Here is a 16,741-nt window from a genome sequence, read left to right as displayed (position 1 = left end):
ATATGAATTTTAAAATTACCAATAATTTACTTTTTATTTTTCCCAATAATCTTATTAAATAACATTATTTACGATATTTGAGATATCTATTTATCAATATTCTTATCATATAGAATCTTTTTAACTGTGGACACTAATTCATGCTCAGATACCATTATTTGTGCTAATTGAGATTCGCGCCAATGTTTATTATTTTTAATTTCTTGTGACAATTCTTTCCCTTTAATTAAATCTTTTATTTGAACCATTCCCTGAGATAATTCTCTCTTGCCTTGAATAATAGCAAGAGGACAATTGCGTCTATCTGCGTATTTTAATTGATTCCCAAAATTTTTAACAGATCCTTGAAACATTTCTGCGCGTATACCTCCTTTACGCAATAATTGAGTATATTCTTGATATTTATTAATGCTTTCAATATCATTATCCATTACAGTTATCAGTACGGGTCCTAGTTCTATTTTTTTTTCTAAGTTTTCTAGGCTTTCTAATGCAACTATAAGACGCGATAGTCCTATGGAAAAACCAGTTGCTGGTACTTTTCCATCTTTAAATCGTGATATAAGCCCATCATAACGACCGCCACCTCCAACAGCTCCAAAAACTACAGGTTGTTTTTTCTTATTCATGACTGAAAATTGTAAATTAGCTTCGTATACACATCCTGTATAGTATTCAAGTCCTCTGACAACATTTGGTGATATTTTAATACGATCTGTATTATATCCCGCTTTCGAAGTTAGTTCAGTAATACTTATTAGTTCATCTAGTCCTTCTTCTCCATAATTTGTTCCTTTTATCAATTCGTATAAATCTTTGATAGATTTTTCGCAATCGATTGAGATAAAAGACATAATAACATTAATTTGTTCTGGCGCGAGATTAGCTCCTATAGTGAAGTCGCCAGAATCATCCTTACGTCCTTTTCCAAGTAAAGATTCTACCCCTTGTGTTCCTAACTTGTCTAACTTATCGATTGCACGTAGTACAGTTAGTCTCTCTTTAATTTTATTATTTTTATCAAGTCCAATTTTTTCTAATATTCCATCAAGTATTTTTCGATTATTTATATTAATTTGATAATATTTACGTTTTATTCCTACAGCTTCTAGTGTATCAGCCATCATCATGCACATTTCTGCATCAGATGTTTTTCCTGCTGATCCGATATTATCTATGTCACATTGTATGAATTGCCTAAATCTTCCTGGTCCTGGTTTCTCATTGCGAAAAACTGGACCAATTCTATATGTACGGTACGGAAATATTATTTTTTCAAAATTTTCTGCAACATGACGCGCTAAAGGTGCTGTTAGGTCATAACGTAGGCTCATCCATTGATCATCATCATCTTGAATAGAAAAAACACCCTCATTAGGCCTATCTTCATCTGGAAGAAATTTGCCTAGAGCTTCAGAATATTCAAATAAGGGTGTCTCTATAGGATCGAATCCATAGCGTTCATATATACTTATAATATTATTTATAATTTCTGTTCGAATACGTATTTCACGTGTTGTATAGTCAACAAATCCACGAGGTAATTCTGCTTTAATTTTGACTTCTTTCTCCATACTCTCTCACATATAAGTTTATTTAATAGCTTGGCTATATAATAGCAATTCAATATTGCCTTATTGTAATCCATATTATAAGAGAAGTTCTACAAATATTACATAAAAATTAGTTTTTATATAATATTTTTTAAAATATATTATTAATTATATATAAATGCAGTCATTATATCCTTGATTTTTTACATTTTTGTGGATTGTAATTTACGATTCCAATTTTCCTCTTAATGCTTTATATAATTGTAAAAATAATATTGACAAAAATGTATTTCCTATAATCATCATCCATACTTTAATGACTAATTCAGAAATAGTATAATACTCTAAAAATTTGTATGTTATATATGTGTCCAACACTATGTTAATCATATTATGACCAACGTATATCAGCACTAGACATAAAGCTATTAATGTTAATGGCTCTTTTATTTTTGCATCGTATTCTGTAAAATATCGTGCTACGCTATTATGTCCTTGAATTCTAGATGACATATAACAGCTTAATATATAACAAGTAGTAAGCAAAAATCCAAATTCAAAATATATATTCTTATTATTATAAGGTAATGGTATAATCATAAAAGGTATAAACCAAATAATAAAATTTATTATATAAAAAGCAATTTTATCTTTAGTTAATGCATTCAAGACATATCCTTGAAATCGTTCTGGAACACAATAAAAACAACAAAGTACAGATAAAATAATAAAAAAAACCATCGTCTTTTGATCCAAATATTTTGTTAGTATATCTAATAAATAAAATAAGCAAAATCAATTTTATTTTTAGATTTTGCGTCTTATCTTCTAATAATCTTAGTTTCATCTTTCTCTGCATATCTTTAAGATACTTTTATAACTTAAACTGCAGCATATCTAACTTATCTTATATATTTAATTCTAGTATTTGCAACTTATTTCACATGTTATTTTATAGCTTTCGCGGTTGCTGCTTTAGCTTTAACTTATATTGATTAAGCTGTGCATCAGATTATGAATATAATATAATTATTAGGTAAATAACATGATAATAATGCTTTATTGGCATAACTAATTGATATTTTTTACTGTAAATATATCTAATATAATTTTATTATATTCACCTCCTAAATTATATTAATTATTGAATATGTCATAAAAACATTTAAACATTTTATTATAATGAGTTTTTGCATAACAATCCGAAGGCTTTTTAATTTTTTTTCTATCATAAAATAGTAAGGCATTCATCGAAGATTTTTTTACTAAAGCAAAGGTATCTTTGCTTTAGTGTATTATTTGAAGAAGTTATAATATAACTATCTGGCAGTTCAACTATAACTATTGTTATTACTTTTTGAGTTTTAATATTCAATCTGTTATAGTTTACGGCATGCATCAAGTCTTTATATAAAGTAAACTCACAAGCCAAACTTTGTTGCGTCCCTTAATCCCAAAATTTTTGTAATTTTTCTATTTTTTCAAGTTTTAAATTTATCTGTTTTTTATTTCATGGCAGGTATTTTTTTTAATATATTTTTTTTACATGCTCTTTTGAATAACGAAAGCATAGATTTTTATATTTAAAATTTCCTGATTTTTTGCATAACTTGATAAAAATAATATAATAGTAAAGCACATACTCAATTCATTATTTTTAAAGACATGTGAGTTACATAATGAGAGATCAATAACAGCATGTTATACAGATAGCATTGAGCATCTTGATACATCAAGCATAAGTTATTAAGTCTAATGTTGTTATTTTCTATTTTATATATCAACTAAAAAATGGTTTAAGTCATGATAATATCTTTTTTAGCATGATGTATATTTAGGTTTTTACTTCTTTTTATCTTCTCTATTTTTAATATAATATTAGATTTTATTATCAGAATATATGACGCACAAGCATTATATATAATATGATAAGATAAAGTTATAATTGGCATAAATAATAGGCAAAAACAAATTTATTTTAAAGGTATGGGATTGCTATAAAAAGAAAACCACGTTGAATATAAACCATAGTATTAGGGGTTATAGCTATATAATCTATTTATTTTGGGGAGATATCGATAATTATTTAATATTTAATCATTTATTTATCTCGTATATACGCAATTGATAATTTTTTTGATTTTATCAATTATATGATTTATATTGATGAACTTCCTAATTATTTATTTTACTTCTTTTTATATTGCTTTATTATAAAAAATAATTTTAATCGCTACTGCTTTTTATTTTAAGAGATTGGATCGCAATATATGATCAGTTTTGATATATCTTATTTTTATTTTTTTTGCTAAATCTTAAAAAATATATTTTTGAAGTATTCTTGACGATAGATATTTGTAAATGTTTATCATATTGTTCAAAACTAGATGAGAATTTGTTTTATATAATATTTTGATTTTGTAATATCATTACAGCCATGAACACATGCTGAATCTAGTAAATATTTTTTGATTTTGTATTATTAAAATAAACTTTTATTGATAAAATACGTTAATTTTTCAAAGATAATATAGGATTTTTACTGCATATAATAAATTTATATATAATTTTGCTTATAGTTATAATGATAATCATTTAATTTAAGAATGTGATAGTGTACTATTATATAACATATTTAAATGAAGAGGTGTTTTTTCTTTATATCTATCAATTGTCAATTTTGTTTTAATGAATACAATACTTATATGCTTTATATATGATATTAGTGTTCTATGAGATTCTTTATTATATTTGGCGTTTTTTTTGTTATTTTGGAATACGAAAACTATATTTAGGGGTATTTTATGTTTCAAGGTTCTATTCCTGCTCTTATTACGCCGTTTACAAAAGATGATTTAATTGATGAAATTTCTTTTTGTGAGCATATTGAATGGCAAATATCTGAGGGTTCTACTGGACTTGTTCCTGCTGGTACTACTGGTGAAGCTTCGACTTTATCGCATGAAGAACATTGTAAGGTTGTTGAGTTATGCGTAAAGGCTTCTGCTGGTCGTGTTCCTGTTATGGCTGGAGCTGGTTCTAACAATACTAAGGAAGCTATTGAGTTAGCTCGACATTGTAAAAATATCGGTGCTGACGCATTATTAGTTGTTATTCCTTATTATAATAAGCCGAATAAAAAAGGCTTATTAGAGCATTTTGGTTTGATTGCAACGTCGGTTGATTTGCCGATTTATATTTACAACAATCCAAGTCGTACAGTTATTGAGATGAGTACTGATACGATGTCGGAGTTAGCAAAGAGGCATTCTAACATAGTTGGAGTGAAGGATGCTACAGGAAGGATTGAGTTGGTTTCTGGACAGCGTATTGCCTGTGGACATGATTTTGTTCAGCTTTCAGGAGAAGATTCTTCTGCTTTAGGTTTTAATGCTCATGGAGGTATTGGCTGTATTTCTGTAACAGCAAATGTAGCCCCCAAGCTTTGTGCTGAATTTCAAGATGCAACACGTAGAGGTGATTATAGCTTGGCACTTGAATATCAAGATAGGCTTATGCCTCTCCATCAGGCTTTATTCATGGAGACTTCTATATGTGGAGTTAAATATGCTTTATCTCGTTTGGGCAGAAACATTCCTATTTTTGTTAGATCACCTATGGTTTCTTCTCTTGAAAAGAGTACCATTATGGCTATTGATCAGGCGCTTGAATATGCGGATCTTAAAACGGGATAATTTCGGTATATCTTAGGTTTTGCAATACTTTTTATATTCTAGTTATATTCTAGTGTTTTGATACATCTTATCTGTCTATAGGGAAATACATGAATTCTAAATCTAGAAATAAATTATCTAGAAAGATTATATCCGAAAATCGGAAAGCTCGATATAATTATCATATTGTTCGTTCATATGAATCAGGTGTTGTATTGACTGGCACTGAAGTTAAGTCGTTGCGAGTAGGAAAGGTAAATATTTCTGAGTCTTATGCCGTTTGTGAAAATAATGAGATTTGGTGGTTAAACGCGCATATTCCGGAATATACTCAGGCTAATAGATTTAATCATGTTCCACTAAGACGTCGTAAGCTTTTGCTATGTAGAAAAGAGATAAATCGTTTGTATGCAGCTGTTCGTCTAGATGGCATGACACTTGTCCCAATGAAAATTTATTTTAATGAGAAGGGGATTGCAAAAATTGATCTTGCTATTGCTAAAGGTAAGAAAAATTATGATAAGCGTGAGACAGAAAAAAAACGTGATTGGGACCGCCAAAAAAGCCGTTTACTTCGGGAGCATTAATTATCATTGGCAGGGATAATGATAATTAGGAAGGACAATATTTTGTTTCCTATTCATTAGTATAATCTATTATTTTGTTTTTTCTGATTAATAAATTCAATATTTTTTAATTATATTGCTTATATAAATTTATCTTATGAAATAAAATATTATCTTTATATCTATATTCATTTAACATTTGAAAACCATAATAGTTCAATACATTGAAATGCATCCATTCTTTATTAAATCCAAATATAGACTTTAACAATGATAATTTTTTATAACATTGTATCAAAATTTTGAATTTAAATATTGCCTGAATACAGTTCCTGGTGAGCGCGCTGGGGATCGAACCCAGGACCCACTGATTAAAAGTCAGTTGCTCTACCATCTGAGCTACGCGCTCTCAGATTTTTCCATTGCGGAAAGTGATCTTCGAAACATTGAACATATGCAGACATTATCTTCAGGTCAACTCAAAAAATGATTTATAATTGCATTTTATTTGTTATCCATATTATTTTATTTAAATACATATATTCAATCAATATAAATTAATTAACCAATCAAAGATATACTATTTTATTAGTATTAATATAGATTCATGTTATTTATATTAATAAATTAAAAATTTGCATCAAAGATTAAATTCTTAATTCATCAGATTTTCGCTTTATAATTTTAAGTTTTGATTAATTATCGTAATATTTGATTATTATTTATGTAATGAACAGCTATAAAACTATGATATTTGCAATTAGTTTCATGATATTTGAAAGGTACAATGTTTTATTATAAAGTCGACAATCAAAGTATCAGAGCATATAATTGATATATAAGCTATTTTTTATAATATTCTATTAGGGGCGTAACCTTTGGTAAATATGATTTAAATATCCAATTATATATTTCTTTGATTGCTTTATTGTTTGTTTTATTCTTTAATTTATCAATTTGATCATGTGGTAGAATCATAAGAGATACATCGCAAAATTCTTCTTTATATAGTCTTGATGATAGATTCTGTATTTGAGAATAATCTTCAATTCCCTTTGTGATATTTCCTCCACCGATTAGGAAAAAAGAAGTAGATCTTGGTATTGAATTGAAATATCCCGCAGAGTTTATATTATTTGCTAATGAGATTAATTCTGTCCATATTGATATAGGTAAATTATAAGCCTCACTTTTTAGTTTTGTTTTTTCTATGTTTGGGTCTAAATCTGATAATGATTCGTTTAAAAAGGATTGCCAATTTTTGCTGTTTCTGATCATTATATTTGATGTTATATGGCGCATAAATCTACTAGGTGTATCGGATCCCTTGAAGAATTTTTCTGATGCTAATATTATTTTTGTAATAAGACAATTATACTTTTCAAAGTACAAGTCTGGATTCCATAGAATAATTCCGGAAAAATCTTTAGGATATTTTGCAATAGTTGATAGAGCTATAATTGTTCCAAACGAGTATCCGAATAAAAAAACAGGTATATTACCGTGATTTTCAGAAATTGATTTTCGTAATGTCATTACATTATTCGTAATATTATTATATTTACGGTCGTTATAATCAATATTATTGGATATTTTCTTTGTATCTAGATAGTTATATATATAAATTGATATGGCTTCATCAGTAAGATGCTTACAAAACAATGAATAATCTTCGATATTTTCTTCAATGCTTTGGCAGATTAGTATAGCGGCTCGAGGAGAGAAGTTTGTTTGATGGTTGGCTATATTATCTGTTATTAAATTTTCAATTAGTTGCGTTTTTTGTTGCATATAATTTTATCCTATTTTTCTATATAATTGTAAAGATATTTGCCCATCAAAAAACTATTGTCTGAGTCGAATCATCGGTTATTGATTTGAGAATGTAATTTAGCTTAAAACTATATTAAAAGATAGGAGTTGTTTTTATGACACTTAAGTTCATTTATCATATGTCAGGACTTGATAAAGTTTTCGGGAATAGAAAAATATTAGATAATATTAATCTTTCTTTTTATCCAGATGCTAAAATTGGAATTCTTGGTCCTAATGGTTCGGGTAAATCAACAATTTTACGGATTATGGCTGGGATAGACAAGGATTATAGTGGAGAAGCTTGGTTAGCTACAGGATTTACTGTTGGCTATTTCCCTCAAGAGCCACAACTAGATATGTCTAAAAACGTCAATGAAAATATTATTGAAGGTGTTGCGGATAAGCAATCTATTCTTGATCGTTATAACGAATTAATAATGAATTATTCTGAAGATGCTGTGGATGAAGTTACTAAATTACAAGATGTCATTGATGCTAAAGGGTTGTGGGATTTGGAAACAGAGGTGGAAATTGCTAAGAAATCTCTTTTGTGCCCTAGCGGAGATTCTCCTATAGGATCTCTTTCTGGAGGAGAAAAGCGTCGTGTTGCGCTTTGTAGGTTGTTGCTTTCTAAGCCAGATCTTTTGTTGCTTGATGAACCTACCAATCATCTCGATGCTGAAAGCATAGCTTGGATGGAAAAATACTTACGAGATTATGCGGGAGCAGTTATAATGGTAACACATGATCGTTACTTTTTAGACAATGTTACAAGTTGGATTTTAGAGATTGATCGAGGCAAGGGAATTCCATATCAGGGTAATTATTCTTCATATCTGCAAATGAAATCTAAGCGTATGGCTCAAGAAAATCGTGAAGAGATTTATCGTCAAAAAGCTATAGAACGTGAGAGGGAATGGATTTTTTCTTCACCAAAGGCACGTCAATCTAAATCAAAATCCCGTGTTAGATCTTATGAAGAATTGGTTGAATCTGCTGCTTGTCGTAATCCTGGAAATGCTCAGATTATTATTCCTGTAGGGAAGCGTTTAGGTAAGGTTGTAATTGAAGCTCAGAATATTTCAAAATCTTACAATGATCGTGTGTTGATTGATAATCTTTCATTCAAGTTGCCTCCTGGGGGAATCGTCGGTGTTATTGGTGCTAATGGAGCTGGTAAGACCACTTTGTTCCGGATGCTTACTGGTATTGAACCTCCTGATTCTGGATCTATTCATATTGGAGATACTGTAGATTTAAGTTATGTTGATCAGAGTAGGGAATCTTTGATTGCAGGGAAAACAGTTTGGGAAGAAATTTCTGGCGGAGATGAAATTATTAGGCTTGGTGATCATGAGATTAATTCACGTGCTTATTGTGGATCCTTCAATTTCAAAGGATCGGATCAACAGCAATGTGTTGGTTCTCTTTCTGGGGGGCAGAGAGGTCGTGTCCATTTGGCTAAGCTTCTCAAAAGTGGGGGAAATGTAATTTTACTTGATGAGCCTACCAATGATTTAGATACAGAAACGTTGTCTGCTCTTGAAGATGCTTTGGAGCATTTTGCAGGATGTGCTGTTATTATTAGTCATGATCGTATGTTTTTAGATCGTCTAGCGACTCATATTTTGGCTTTTGAAGGTAATGGTCGTGTTGAGTGGTTCGAGGGTAATTTTGCAGATTATGAAAAAGATAAATTGTCTCGCAGTAGTATAGATTAGTTTCAGATAAGTCTATATGAATATTATAAGGTTATAATGTTTTTACATTTTAGCAAATCATCTTCTTCGTTTTCTATTGTTTTGATATGCTATATTGCGTCATTATTATCATTTTCCCTTGGAATGATTTTAGAATATATATTATAGATAATAATCTAATTCTTTAAATATGGTAACGACTTGTATCTCATTTTCAAAGTTTTATTTCTACGTATATATTTTTCAATACTTCTTTGTTTCATTAGTGATGATTGTTGCCTCTAATCATTATAAAATATTATTGAATGGTTAGATTGCAATTTTTCTGTTTCATTTTGAAATAGTTGAAATGATAAATAATGGTTGATAAATTTGTAAATTTATAAGGTTGATTTTGCTTTTTTTTGTTAACATATGTTATACATGAGATGTATTTTTTGTATTATCTTCAAAGAAGGTTTTTTGTATTTTTTTGATATAAAACTATACTAATTGTAAATAACAATCATAGTTAATAGTGATTATATTTGTTTTGCAATTTTTTGATAAGATCTTCTGAGTAGTTCGTAATAGATTTATTAATGCAATTTAGTATATTAATATAATTTATATGACTAAATTGTAGAGTTGATTTATTCATTGTAATTGTATTAGAAGTTGTTTTTTATATGTAAGTCACATTTATATATATTTCGTGTTTTGATGATTATGAAGTTATTAATTTTATTGTTTATAAAGCATGTTAATATTTTTTATGTGTTTATATGTGAAGGTTTTGTTATTCTTTTTGTGAATAATTACAGATTCTGTTAGTCTTTAGTTGATAATGATTTTTATATATGTGTAAACTTTCTGATAAGGAGTCTTATAAGTGTTTTTTAAAGAGAGTGTGGATAATTCTATAAATGTTTCCTCTGGTCTTGTTCCAATGGTAGTCGAACAAACAAATAGGGGGGAGCGTTCTTATGACATTTACTCGCGTCTTTTGAAGGAGCGTATTATTTTTATAACTGGTCAGATTGAAGATCATATGTCAACACTTGTATGTGCTCAGCTTTTATTTCTTGAAGCAGAAAATCCTAAAAAGGAAATTTCTATCTATGTTAATTCTCCAGGTGGGATTGTTACCGCTGGGATGGCAATATACGATACTATGCAATTTATAAAGCCTCCTGTATCAACTTTTTGTATAGGGCAAGCTGCTTCTATGGGATCTTTACTTTTATCTGCGGGCCAAAAGGGGATGCGTTTTGCCTTGCCTAATGCGCGAATTATGCTTCATCAGCCTTCAGGAGGATTTTCAGGACAAGCATCTGATATCGAGCGTCATGCGCAGGACATCATTAAAATAAAGCGTCGTTTGAACGACATATATGTTAAACATTGTGAAAGGCCGTACGAAGAGGTTGAGAGAACATTAGATAGAGATCATTTTATGTCTGCTGATGAAGCTCTTGATTGGGGTTTAATTGATAGGGTATTAATTTCTCGTGCCGATATTGAAAGTGAGAATAAATAGTGAAACGATTCTATGTTTTTTAACATATGAATTTTATTAATGCATATGTGTAAAGTAATTATTATTTATTTCCTGTTTTTTTATTCATCTTTGTTATTGAGTAGATTGTCTTGCAAGCACTAGTGGATAATTTTTTTGGTTTGTAGAAATGTGTTTTATACTTAGATTGTAATGTGTATTTGTTTTATTATAGATAATAGTTGATATATTATTACTGATTAAAAGTATTTTTTATGTGGTACAATAGGGAGGTTCAATGAACAAATCCAATGGCAATGTCCCAAAGAACGCGCTTTATTGTTCATTTTGCGGCAAGAGTCAGCACGAAGTTCGCAAGTTGATTGCAGGTCCTACGGTTTTTATATGTGATGAATGTGTTGAACTGTGTATGGATATTATCCGTGAGGAAAATAAATCTTCTGTTGCCAAATCAAGTGAAGGAGTTCCTACTCCTCAGGAGATCCTTCGTGTTCTTGATGAATATGTTATCGGCCAAGGAAATGCAAAGAAAGTTTTATCGGTTGCGGTTCATAATCACTATAAGCGTTTGTCTCATTATTCAAAAAATAGTGATGTAGAGCTTGCAAAGTCTAATATTCTTTTGATTGGCCCTACAGGATGTGGTAAGACCTATCTTGCTCAAACGTTAGCGCGCATTATTGATGTTCCTTTCACAATGGCAGATGCTACTACACTCACTGAGGCTGGATATGTTGGTGAAGATGTTGAAAATATAATTCTTAAGTTGTTACAGGCTGCAGATTATAATGTAGAACGTGCTCAGCGTGGTATAGTATATATTGATGAGGTTGATAAAATCTCCAGAAAATCAGATAATCCGTCTATTACTCGTGATGTTTCTGGCGAAGGTGTTCAGCAAGCTCTTCTCAAAATTATGGAAGGAACCATTGCCTCTGTTCCTCCGCAAGGTGGAAGGAAGCATCCTCAACAAGAATTTTTACAGGTAGACACAACAAATATTTTATTCATTTGTGCTGGTGCATTCGCAGGGTTAGATAAAATAATTTCTGCTCGTGGAGAAAAATCATCTATTGGTTTTTCTGCAGTTGTTAAGAATTCAGATGACCGTCAGGTAGGAGAAGTTTTACGTGGAATTGAAGCAGATGATCTTGTAAAATTTGGATTGATTCCAGAATTTGTAGGTCGTCTTCCTGTATTGGCAACTCTTGAGGATCTTGATGAAGATTCTCTAATTAGAATTCTTTCTGAACCTAAGAATGCTTTGGTTAAACAATATAAATGTCTTTTTGATATGGAGGATGTAGAGCTTGTTTTCCATGAAGATGCTTTAAGGGAAATAGCCAGACGTTCTATCGTTCATAAGACGGGTGCTAGAGGATTGCGTTCTATAATGGAGAAAATACTTCTTGATACTATGTTTGAATTGCCTGTTATGAAGGGGGTTACTGGTGTGATAGTATCTGATGATGTAGTTAAAGGCAATTCTCGTCCTCTTAATGTATATGCTGATGTGGGCAAAGAAAAAACCAATGTATCTGCTTAAATTAAGATGTTTAAAGTTATGAGATAGTTTTTTGATATATAATTTCCTTTTATATTGTTTTATATAGTTTTATATGTAGTATTAAGATGATATTAAAGCCTTATTTTGCATGCTTTATTTGTCTTTATTAACAATTAAGCTATTTTTATATTGGCTAAAAGGTTGGGATCTTATATATTAATCTTTGCTTTTGATATTAATGACTAGTGCTATTTGTTATTTGGTGGTTTATTTTGAGTCAGAATGATAAAAAAGAAATAGATATTGCGTGTGACGATAAATCGGGTTATCACTCTGGCGATAAATCAGTGTATCCTCTTTTACCTCTGCGTGATATTGTAGTTTTTCCACATATGATTGTTCCATTGTTTGTTGGAAGAGAGAAGTCAATTCATGCTCTTGATGAAGCAATGAAGTCTCATAAGAAAATTATGTTGGTTGCTCAAATGAATTCAGATGATGAGAATCCGGTTGTTTCGTCTGTTTATAAAATTGGTACTATAGTTGATGTGTTGCAGATTATTAGATTGCCCGATGGAACTGTTAAAATTTTAGTGGAGGGTAAATTAAGAGCTTCTATTGTCGAATATAAGCAAATTGATCAATTTTTGGAAGTTGTAACTGAGGTATTGACTGAGCCTGTTGAGGATTTAATAGAGCTTGAGGCCCTTTCTCGCTCTGTTTTATCGGAATTTGGCAACTATGTAAAATTAAACAAAAAGATTTCTCCTGAATTCGTTGGTATTACTTCTCAGATCGAAGATTTTTCAAAATTAGCTGATGTTGTTGCTGCTAATTTATCTATTAAGATAGTTGAAAGACAGAAGATATTAGAGGCTATATCTGTTAAAGATAGATTTGAGCATTTGCTTTCTTTTATTGAGAGCGAAATATCCATTTTACAGGTTGAAAAGCGGATAAGTTCTCGCGTTAAACGCCAAATGGAAAAGACACAGCGTGAATATTATTTAAATGAGCAGATAAAGGCTATTCAAAAAGAGCTGGACGATTCTGAATACGATCGTAATGAACTAAGTGATTTTGAAGAACGTATTGCTAAGACTAAGCTTTCAAAGGAAGCGCGAGAAAAAGCTTTATCTGAATTACAAAAATTACGTCTGATGAGCCCGATATCGGCGGAATCTTCTGTTGTTCGAAATTATTTAGATTGGCTTTTGAGTATTCCATGGGATAAAAAATCAAAAATTAAAAAAGATTTAGGTTTAGCTTCTAGTATTCTTGATAAAGATCATTTTGGCCTTGAAAAAGTGAAAGAGCGTATTGTTGAATATTTGGCGGTTCAAATACGATCTGCTAATAATAAAGGTTTAATTCTATGTTTTGTAGGTCCTCCAGGCGTTGGTAAAACTTCCTTGGCAAGATCTATTGCTAGGGCTACTGGGCGCCAGTACGTTAGAGTGTCTCTAGGTGGTGTTAATGATGAGGCTGATATTCGTGGTCATCGTAGAACTTATATAGGTTCTATGCCTGGTAGGATAATACAGTCCCTTAAAAAGGCAAAAAAAAACAATCCTTTGATATTACTTGATGAAATAGATAAAATGGGTAAAGATTCTAGAGGAGATCCATCTGCAGCTTTATTAGAGGTTTTAGACCCTTCACAGAATTCTTCTTTTATTGATCATTATTTAGAGGTTGAATACGATTTATCTGATGTTATGTTCCTGATGACATCTAATACTTTAGATATACCTGTTCCATTAATGGATCGTATGGAGATTATTCGTATTGCTGGTTATACAGAGGAAGAAAAATTAGAGATAGCCAAGCGTTATCTTATGGATAAAGTTATGAAGGAGAATTCTATTAGTTCTGAGGAGTTTTCTGTTAATGATGACGTGTTTCCTAAGATAATTCAGCACTACACTCGTGAATCTGGAGTTCGTGGTCTTGAGCGATCTTTGATGAAATTGGCGCGTAAAGCTCTGACAAAAATTGTTAAGGGTATTGATAAGTTTGTTTCTATTAAAGTAGATAATTTGAAAGATTATCTTGGAGTTCCTATTTATAAATATGGACAAATCGAAGGAGATGATCAGATAGGTGTTGTCAATGGATTGGCATGGACTGAAATGGGTGGAGAATTATTAACAATAGAAGCTGTTATAATGCCTGGGAAAGGCAAAATGATAATTACTGGCAATCTTAAGGATATTATGAAGGAATCGATTTTAGCTGCATCTTCATATGTAGGATCAAGAGTTTTGAATTTTGGTATTGCTCAATCTGCATTTAATGATACCAATATACATATTCATGTTCCTGAAGGAGCTACTCCAAAGGACGGTCCTTCCGCAGGGATTGCAATGGCTACAGCGGTTGTTTCCGTAATGTCTTGTATCCCCGTTCGTAGAGATGTAGCAATGACGGGGGAGTTAACACTACGCGGTAAAGTGTTACAGATAGGTGGACTTAAAGAAAAATTGCTTGCAGCCTTGCGTGCTGGTATTCGAAAGGTATTAATTCCTGAGGATAACGTCAAGGATTTGGTTGAAATTCCTGAAAATGTTAAAAATGGCTTAGAGATTATACCTGTTTCTTTTATGGAAGATGTTTTGAAACATGCATTGTTAAGAATGCCAGAAACTGATGAATTTAGTCAAGATAGTCGTACCTTACCTTTGTCTATAGATAGTAGTAATAAAAAAGACAGTTCGTTGCCCCATTAATAATTTTCGATGTCAGCTTTAAATCTATAGTTTTTAATATGTAGATGTTTTATAATGTATATTTTTATCGTATAGGTTTATGTTGTATAATGCTGGTCTGTATAATATTATTTAAATCCATATAATCTATAAGTTAATGAAGTTAATATGTATTTGTGCTTCTTTCAAGCAAAATGATAATTTATTATAAAATTATAAAATAGAGACAATGCAAATTTATCTTACATAAAATAAATTTTATGGCTATTATAGGATAATTACATACTATAATAGGAATTAATTCTATTATTTCAGCCGTATATCAATGAAATACTTTTTCCACTAATTAATTTACATAAGTTAATAACTAATTTTTTTCACTATTTAGATATTTTTCTTCCAACCAATGTATGTCATAATCACCATTTATTATGTCTTCATTATTTATTAGTTTTTGGAATAATGGTATTGTTGTTTTAATCCCATCTATTACAAATTCATTTAGTGCTCGATTCAATCTCATCATGCACTCCATGCGATTTCTTCCATGAACGATTAATTTAGCAACAAGACTATCGTAATGAGGAGGAATTATATAGCCTTGATAGGCTGCGGAATCCATTCTAATTCCGAGACCTCCAGGTGCATGGAAATGAGTTATTTTCCCTGGAGATGGAATAAATCTTTTTGAATCTTCAGCATTTATACGACATTCAATTGCATGCCCAGAAAAAACTATATCTTCCTGTTTAACTGATAAATTCTTTCCCGAGGCTAAATTGATTTGTTCGTGAACAAGATCTATTCCTGTAATAGCTTCTGTAATAGGATGTTCTACTTGTAATCGTGTATTCATTTCGATGAAATAGAAATTCCCATCTTCATATAGAAATTCAATAGTTCCAGCGCCACAATATTCAATTTTTTTCATTGCGTTAACACATAATTGTCCTATTTGTTCTCGCTCATCTGCGCTAATTGCAGGAGAATGTGCCTCTTCCCATATCTTTTGATTACGGCGTTGTAATGAGCAATCACGTTCGCCAAAATGTACAGCTTGACCCCTGCCATCTCCAAAGATTTGTATTTCAATGTGGCGTGGTCGATTAAGATATTTTTCCATATAAATAGCATCATTTCCAAAAGCGTTTAACGCTTCAGAACGTGCTTGATCGATAGCTTCCATCAGATCATCTTCTGATCGTGATATCCTCATACCGCGTCCTCCTCCACCTGCAGCTGCTTTTATTAATACAGGGAATCCTATTTTCTTTGCGGTATGTAAAGCTTCATCATCTAAAATTTTTTCAGATCCTGGTACTATAGGTATTCCAAGTTCTCTTGCGGTTTTTTTTGCGGTAATTTTATCTCCCATAATCTTTATATGTTCTGATGATGGTCCAATGAACTTTATATGATGAGCTTCTAATATTTCTGCAAATTTTGCATTTTCTGAAAGAAAGCCATAACCTGGATGAACAGCATCAGCTCCAGTTATCTCACATGTGGCTACTATTTGTTGTATATTCAAATAACTATCTCTTGATGGAGGAGGTCCTATACATACGCTTTCATCTGCTAATCTCACATGCATTGCGCCAGAATCTGCTGTTGAGTGTATTGCGACTGTTGAAACACCTAGTTCTTTGCAAGCTCTTAAAATTCTTAGGGCAATTTCTCCGCGATTCGCTATTAGAACTTTAGAAATCATAAATTTTCC

At 31.0% G+C, this 16,741-nt stretch carries 10 protein-coding genes and 1 tRNA gene; 6 read left to right on the top strand and 5 right to left on the bottom strand.

Features of this window, described 5'->3' with window-relative positions; all coding sequences use genetic code 11:
• Positions 1-86 precede the first annotated feature (86 nt).
• Positions 87-1,574, bottom strand: coding sequence for a histidine--tRNA ligase (gene hisS / locus LAM_RS04685; protein WP_007556531.1), 1,488 nt, complete (start codon positions 1,572-1,574; stop codon positions 87-89).
• A gap of 204 nt (positions 1,575-1,778) precedes the next feature.
• Positions 1,779-2,294 (bottom strand): hypothetical protein, encoded by a 516-nt coding sequence (locus LAM_RS04680; RefSeq protein ID WP_007556530.1) that lies wholly within the window; start codon positions 2,292-2,294, stop codon positions 1,779-1,781.
• Between the two features lie 2,063 nt (positions 2,295-4,357).
• Between LAM_RS04680 and dapA the strand changes: the two genes are divergently transcribed.
• Together dapA and smpB are read left to right on the top strand one after the other, a co-directional pair.
• A complete protein-coding gene (dapA, locus tag LAM_RS04670; RefSeq protein ID WP_007557007.1) occupies positions 4,358-5,248 on the top strand; it encodes a 4-hydroxy-tetrahydrodipicolinate synthase in 891 nt (296 codons plus the stop codon).
• Between the two features lie 89 nt (positions 5,249-5,337).
• Positions 5,338-5,814 (top strand): SsrA-binding protein SmpB, encoded by a 477-nt coding sequence (gene smpB, locus LAM_RS04665; RefSeq protein ID WP_007557009.1) that lies wholly within the window; start codon positions 5,338-5,340, stop codon positions 5,812-5,814.
• A 312-nt stretch (positions 5,815-6,126) separates the two neighbouring features.
• Here smpB and LAM_RS04660 read toward each other — a convergent pair.
• Positions 6,127-6,202 (bottom strand) — tRNA-Lys (locus LAM_RS04660).
• Positions 6,203-6,636: 434 nt separating this feature from the next.
• Positions 6,637-7,584, bottom strand: coding sequence for a serine aminopeptidase domain-containing protein (locus LAM_RS04655; protein WP_007557010.1), 948 nt, complete (start codon positions 7,582-7,584; stop codon positions 6,637-6,639).
• A gap of 137 nt (positions 7,585-7,721) precedes the next feature.
• Between LAM_RS04655 and ettA the strand changes: the two genes are divergently transcribed.
• The 4 genes from ettA (at position 7,722) to lon (ending at position 15,042) form a co-directional block, all read left to right on the top strand.
• Entirely contained in the window at positions 7,722-9,329 is a 1,608-nt protein-coding gene (gene ettA / locus LAM_RS04650; protein WP_007557011.1) for an energy-dependent translational throttle protein EttA, read from the top strand.
• An 868-nt stretch (positions 9,330-10,197) separates the two neighbouring features.
• Entirely contained in the window at positions 10,198-10,827 is a 630-nt protein-coding gene (locus LAM_RS04645) for an ATP-dependent Clp protease proteolytic subunit (RefSeq protein ID WP_007557012.1), read from the top strand.
• A 256-nt stretch (positions 10,828-11,083) separates the two neighbouring features.
• A complete protein-coding gene (gene clpX, locus LAM_RS04640) occupies positions 11,084-12,352 on the top strand; it encodes an ATP-dependent Clp protease ATP-binding subunit ClpX (RefSeq protein WP_007557014.1) in 1,269 nt (422 codons plus the stop codon).
• 263 nt (positions 12,353-12,615) lie between these two features.
• Complete coding sequence (gene lon / locus LAM_RS04635) at positions 12,616-15,042, top strand: endopeptidase La (RefSeq protein ID WP_040055868.1); 2,427 nt, start codon at positions 12,616-12,618, stop codon at positions 15,040-15,042.
• A gap of 346 nt (positions 15,043-15,388) precedes the next feature.
• On the opposite strand, the gene accC is transcribed toward lon, so the two are convergent.
• On the bottom strand, positions 15,389-16,732 hold the full coding sequence (accC, locus tag LAM_RS04630) for an acetyl-CoA carboxylase biotin carboxylase subunit (RefSeq protein WP_023466395.1): 1,344 nt from the start codon (positions 16,730-16,732) through the stop codon (positions 15,389-15,391).
• Between the last annotated feature and the right edge of the window lie 9 nt (positions 16,733-16,741).

This window comes from Candidatus Liberibacter americanus str. Sao Paulo, assembly GCF_000496595.1.
Classification (GTDB): domain Bacteria; phylum Pseudomonadota; class Alphaproteobacteria; order Rhizobiales; family Rhizobiaceae; genus Liberibacter; species Liberibacter americanus.
Note: the sequence above shows the minus strand (reverse complement) of the source record. Positions and strands in the feature narration are given on the sequence as shown.

Bases quoted from the DNA above. Each gene is read 5' to 3' on its own strand.
- smpB (WP_007557009.1), top strand. From the start codon at position 5,338: ATGAATTCTAAATCTAGAAATAAATTATCTAGAAAGATTATATCCGAA.
- hisS (WP_007556531.1), bottom strand. From the start codon at position 1,574: ATGGAGAAAGAAGTCAAAATTAAAGCAGAATTACCTCGTGGATTTGTT.
- clpX (WP_007557014.1), top strand. From the start codon at position 11,084: ATGAACAAATCCAATGGCAATGTCCCAAAGAACGCGCTTTATTGTTCA.
- LAM_RS04680 (WP_007556530.1), bottom strand. From the start codon at position 2,294: ATGGTTTTTTTTATTATTTTATCTGTACTTTGTTGTTTTTATTGTGTT.
- LAM_RS04655 (WP_007557010.1), bottom strand. From the start codon at position 7,584: ATGCAACAAAAAACGCAACTAATTGAAAATTTAATAACAGATAATATA.
- accC (WP_023466395.1), bottom strand. From the start codon at position 16,732: ATGATTTCTAAAGTTCTAATAGCGAATCGCGGAGAAATTGCCCTAAGA.
- dapA (WP_007557007.1), top strand. From the start codon at position 4,358: ATGTTTCAAGGTTCTATTCCTGCTCTTATTACGCCGTTTACAAAAGAT.
- ettA (WP_007557011.1), top strand. From the start codon at position 7,722: ATGACACTTAAGTTCATTTATCATATGTCAGGACTTGATAAAGTTTTC.